The following is a 4945-nucleotide window of genomic DNA, read 5'->3' on the forward strand; positions in this document are numbered from 1 at the left end:
CGGCTATCGTGTCAAGCAATGGCGTTTCGAAGCTAATGGTCATGGGGCGCCTTACTTAATTCGTCATATCCCTGAAACAATCGTCGTGATCAGGGCATCAATGCGGCACGGGTGAGGCGGGATCGGTTAGCGGATCCTGCAATTCCCGTGGGTTATCGGATTTAGCCGCCGGCGGCGCGGTGCCGGCGCCGGGATCGTGCAGCGGATCGTCGAGTTCGGTCGCGGGCGTTTCTCCCGTGCCGTGATCATGCAGCGCCGCGACTTCCGCCGCGCGGTTCTGCAGCCAGACCGAACGCAGCGTCGCATAAGGATCGACCGCGCCGCTGAACAGCGCACGCAGATCGGCATCGGATTCGGCGCGCAGATCAAGCCCGGTGACCGCAAGGCTGCCGAACTGATAACGCCAGTTGGTGAACGGCTCGCCGATCACCAGCGGCCAGCCGATGCCGTCGAGCGGACCGCCCAATATGTCGCGCAACGTCGTCGGGCCGACCAGCGGCAGGAACAGATACGGGCCGGGGCCGACGCCATAATAGGCCAGCGTATCCCCGAAGAAATTGTCCTTGTGCGGGATATGGAACGGCTTGCGCTTCGCGACGTCGAACAGCCCGCCGATCCCGATCGTCGAATTGACCAGAAAGCGCGCGAACGGACGCAGCGCTTTTCCGAAGCGCAATTGCAGCAGATAATTGGCGAAAACGACCGGCTCGGTCAGGTTGCTGAAGAAATTGCGCACCCCCGACCGCACCGGCTTGGGCACGATATGTTTGTAGCCCATCGCCGCCGGGCGATAGATCGCCTTGTCTAGCCCCTGGTGGATGCCGAACATCGCGCGATTGAAGCCTTCGAGCGGGTCGCCGGGATAATGGCGCGATGCCGCGGGGGCGGGCGGCGCGGCGGCGGTCGTCGTGGCCGGATCGGCGAGCGGATCGGCCAGCTCGCGCGGCGCCTCTGCGCTCGCCGGCGTTGCGGCCGGCGGCGGTGGCACGACGACGACCGGCGGCGCGGCCTGTGCCGGAACGACGACCGCCGCCGGGGGCGCGGTGTCGATCGGTTGGGCCTGCACCGGCGCGGCGACCAGCACCGCGACGGGAAGAAGGAATGGGACCGTCAAAAGCTACCCTTGGCGGCGAGACTGTCGAGATGCGCGACCAGCGCCTTCGCGCCGCCCCTGGCGAGCACGCTCGCGAAATCCGAGCGCCGCGTCGCGACCTGGCTGATCGAATTGCGATAGAAGACGTCGATGATCTTCCACGCCCCGCCGATCTGACGCAGGCGATAGCTGATCGCGATATCCGCCTTGCCCGGTGCGGCGAGCGTGGTGCGGACCAATTTGTCGCCGCCGCGCGCCTCGATCCGATCGGCGATGACGAAGCGTTCGCCCGACCAATCGTCGAAATTGGTGGCATATTGCGCGATCGTCATACGGCGGAACGCGGCGACCAGCGCTTGCTGATCGGCGGGGGCGGTGGTGGTCCAGGCCGGGCCGACCGCGAGCCGCGTCATCAGCGGCAGATCGAAGGCGCGGTCGATCACCGGGGCGATCGACGCGGCGCGGCTCTTGACCGTTCCTTTCGCCTTCATGATCGCGAGAAGGCCGTCGTCCAGCCCCTGCACCGCGGTGCGCGCGGGATCGGTCTGCGCCTGGGCGGGAACGGCCGCGATCAGCGCGAAAGGCAAGGCGGCAGCGAAGGGGATACGCATCGAACACTCCGAAAACGGTTGCCGCTAGAGTAACGTGTTCAATGCAGGGGCGTCCACCCCTCGACGCGACAGGGACTTGCGTCGCCTCGCATATTTCTTTCTTTTGTAAGGAGGATAGAGCGACTATCTGCAGCGCACGGGAGCCGGTAAATGATGGTGTTTAGCGTAAGATGACCGGTGATTCTGCTTCATCCCCGCTCAATGTGTTGCTCGCCAGCCCCCGCGGTTTCTGCGCCGGGGTGATCCGCGCGATCGATATCGTCGAACGCGCGCTCGAGCTCTATGGCGCGCCGGTCTATGTGCGGCACGAAATCGTCCACAACCGGCGGGTGGTCGAGCGGTTGCGCGCGATGGGCGCGATCTTCGTCGAGGAGCTCGATGAGATTCCCGCCGGCGCGCCGACCGTGTTCAGCGCGCACGGAGTCGCACGTTCGGTCGAGGAGGCCGCCGCCGCGCGCGATCTACCGGTGCTCGACGCGACCTGTCCTCTGGTCACCAAGGTCCACGTGCAGGGGCGCCGCTACGTCAAGGCGGGGCGGACGCTGGTGCTGATCGGCCACGCCGGCCACGCCGAGGTGATCGGCACGATGGGGCAGATCGATGCGCCGGTCCATCTCGTCTCGACCGCCGAGGACGTCGTCGCGCTGCCGCTCGCGACCGATACGCCGATCGCTTATGTCACCCAGACCACGCTGAGCGTCGATGATACCCGCGGGGTGATCGCGGCGCTCCACCAGCATTTCGACGATGTGGTCGGGCCGGACGTCGCCGATATCTGCTATGCGACGCAGAACCGGCAGACCGCGGTGCGCGATCTGGCGCGGCAGAGCGATCTCCTGATCGTCGTCGGCGCGCGCAACAGCTCCAATTCGAGCCGGTTACGCGAGATCGGCGACGAGATGGGCGTGCCAAGCTATCTGGTGGATGACGGGAGTGCCGTCGATCCGCTATGGCTGAACGGCGTCGGGACCGTCGGCATCACCGCCGGGGCATCCGCGCCTGATGAACTGGTGGAGAATGTGATCGCCGCGCTCGCCGCGGTGCGCCCGGTTGCCGTGCGGCAGCTGGACGGTGTTAAGGAAGATATCGAATTCACCCTGCCGGCCCAGCTCAGACGGGCAATGGCCGCGGAATAGGATTGATCGGATGAGTTTACCGCTTGCGCAAGTCGCCCGGATCGGCGCCTACACGCTGAAGCAGCATATCAAGGGCGGGCGCTATCCGCTGGTGCTGATGCTGGAGCCGCTGTTCCGCTGCAACCTGGCGTGCCCCGGCTGCGGCAAGATCGATTATCCCGACGCGATCCTCAATCAGCGCATGTCCTATGAGCAATGCATGGAAGCGATCGACGAATGCGGCGCGCCCGCGGTTTCGATCGCCGGCGGCGAGCCGCTGCTGCATCGCGATATGGCGCGGATCGTAAAGGGCTATATCGCGAAGAAGAAATTCGTGATCCTTTGCACCAACGCTTTGCTTTTGAAGAAGAAGATCGACGAATATTCGCCGTCGCCGTTCTTCACCTGGTCGATCCACCTCGATGGCGACCGGCAGATGCACGATCATGCGGTCGATCGCGAGGGCACCTATGAGGTGGCGATCGAGGCGATCCAGCTCGCCAAGTCGAAGGGGTTCCGCGTCCAGGTCAATTGCACCGTGTTCGACGGCGCCGACGCCGGGCGGCTGGCGGCATTCTTCGACGAGATGGAGGCGCTGGGCGTCGAGATCACGGTCTCGCCCGGCTATGCCTATGAGCGCGCCGCCGATCAGGAGCATTTCTTCAACCGTGAGCGCACCAAGCGCTTCTTCCGCGACGTTTTCGCGCGCGGCGACGGCGGCAAGGCGTGGACCTTCACCAATTCGCCGTTGTTCCTCGATTTCCTCGCCGGCAACCAGACCTATGAATGCACCCCCTGGTCGATGCCGTTGCGCACGATCTTCGGCTGGCAGAAGCCGTGCTACCTGCTCGGCGAGGGCTATGTCGCGACCTTCAAGGAGCTGATGGAAGGCACCGACTGGGAGCAGTATGGCGTCGGCAAGTACGAGAAATGCTCGAACTGCATGACGCATTGCGGCTTCGAGGGCACCGCCGCAACCGATGCGATCCGCCACCCGCTCAAGATGTTCAAGCTCGGGCGCAACGGGGTGAAGACCGAGGGGGCGATGGCGCCCGACGTCGACCTTTCGAACGCGCGGCCGGCGGAGGACGTCTATTCGAGCCACGTCGAGCGCGAGCTGGAGCGGATCAAGGCCGCCGACCCCGAGGGGTATAAGCGCGTCCAGAACGCGGCGTGACGGTTAGAGGCGATCGATCCCGGCGCGGATGATCGCCTCGAACGCTTGTGACAGACTGCTGAACGCGCGGTCGGCCTGCCGCCCGGTGCGGATCAGTGCGGGAAGCTGCGCGGGGTTGCGTGCCAGCGACGCCAGCACCGCACCGAGCGCCATCCCGCCGTCGGGGCGCATTCCGACCAGTGCGGCGGGCGGCAGATCGTCGGTCGCGCGGTCGGAGATCACCCGCAACGCAGCGAAGCGCAGCCCATGTCGCGCGGCGACACGCGCGGCGACATGGCTCTCCATATCGACCGCGAGCGCGCCGGTGCGCTGGGCGAGCGCCCGTTTCTCGGCGACGGTCGCGGCGATCGTGTCGCTCCCGGCGATCGTTCCGCGATGCGCGCGGGGCAGCGCCTGACCCAGTCGCTCGACCACAGCCGCATCGCCGTCGATCACTATTTCGCCGGGTTCGAGCGACGGCACAAGCGCGCCCGCGATGCCGCACGACAGGATGATAGCGGCAGATCCTTCGACAAGCTCAGCGCGAGCGGCGGATGCCGCACGCTCCAGCGCCGCCTCAAGCCGCATCGCATCGCCGCCGCCGATCACCGTCACGACATCGCCGCTGGCGCGGGCAACGATCCGCGCCTCGCGCTTCAGCCCGCAGGCGACGATCAGCGTCACATCCCGACCGTGACGCGCTTGGTGTTCGATCGTTTGAGGTTGCGGTAACGCGCCATCGCCCACAGCGGGAAATATTTCGGATAGCCGTGGTAGCGCAGGTAGAAGACCCGCGGGAAACCGCCGCCGGTATAATATTCCTGCCCCCACAGCCCGTCGGCTTCCTGATGCGCCGCGAGCCATTCGATGCCGCGCCGCACCGCCTCGCTCTCCACCTCGCCCGCGGCCATCAGCCCGAGCAACGCCCAGGCGGTCTGCGAGGCGGTGGACGGGGCGGGAACATGCCCGG

At 66.1% G+C, this 4945-nt stretch carries 5 protein-coding genes and 1 pseudogene; 2 read left to right on the forward strand and 4 right to left on the reverse strand.

The window, feature by feature from the left end; all coding sequences use genetic code 11:
• Positions 1-97: 97 nt before the first annotated feature.
• Positions 98-1114 (reverse strand): MlaA family lipoprotein, encoded by a 1017-nt coding sequence (locus BGN95_RS03260; protein WP_286771601.1) that lies wholly within the window; start codon positions 1112-1114, stop codon positions 98-100.
• Entirely contained in the window at positions 1111-1704 is a 594-nt protein-coding gene (locus BGN95_RS03265) for an ABC transporter substrate-binding protein (protein WP_286771602.1), read from the reverse strand. Before BGN95_RS03265 ends, BGN95_RS03260 begins: the two co-directional genes overlap by 4 nt.
• A gap of 170 nt (positions 1705-1874) precedes the next feature.
• Between BGN95_RS03265 and ispH the strand changes: the two genes are divergently transcribed.
• Together ispH and hpnH are read left to right on the forward strand one after the other, a co-directional pair.
• Complete coding sequence (ispH, locus tag BGN95_RS03270; protein WP_179512203.1) at positions 1875-2840, forward strand: 4-hydroxy-3-methylbut-2-enyl diphosphate reductase; 966 nt, start codon at positions 1875-1877, stop codon at positions 2838-2840.
• Positions 2841-2850: 10 nt separating this feature from the next.
• Positions 2851-3996, forward strand: a complete 1146-nt coding sequence (hpnH, locus tag BGN95_RS03275) for an adenosyl-hopene transferase HpnH (protein ID WP_179512202.1) — start codon at positions 2851-2853, stop codon at positions 3994-3996.
• 3 nt (positions 3997-3999) lie between these two features.
• Here hpnH and BGN95_RS03280 read toward each other — a convergent pair whose 3' ends face one another.
• Both BGN95_RS03280 and BGN95_RS03285 read right to left on the reverse strand, forming a co-directional pair.
• The gene (locus BGN95_RS03280) at positions 4000-4659 is read right to left on the reverse strand and encodes a phosphorylase family protein (RefSeq protein WP_286771603.1); all 660 of its coding nucleotides are present in this window, start codon (positions 4657-4659) and stop codon (positions 4000-4002) included.
• A pseudogene (locus tag BGN95_RS03285) lies at positions 4656-4945 on the reverse strand (squalene--hopene cyclase); the annotation flags it as partial. The pseudogene BGN95_RS03285 and the gene BGN95_RS03280, both read right to left, overlap by 4 nt.

This window comes from Sphingomonas sp. 66-10, assembly GCF_001897045.1.
GTDB lineage: Bacteria > Pseudomonadota > Alphaproteobacteria > Sphingomonadales > Sphingomonadaceae > Sphingomonas > Sphingomonas lycopersici.

Coding starts and splice junctions, on each gene's coding strand:
- BGN95_RS03265 (WP_286771602.1), bottom strand. CDS start 1,704: ATGCGTATCCCCTTCGCTGCCGCCTTGCCTTTCGCGCTGATCGCGGCC.
- ispH (WP_179512203.1), top strand. CDS start 1,875: ATGACCGGTGATTCTGCTTCATCCCCGCTCAATGTGTTGCTCGCCAGC.
- hpnH (WP_179512202.1), top strand. CDS start 2,851: ATGAGTTTACCGCTTGCGCAAGTCGCCCGGATCGGCGCCTACACGCTG.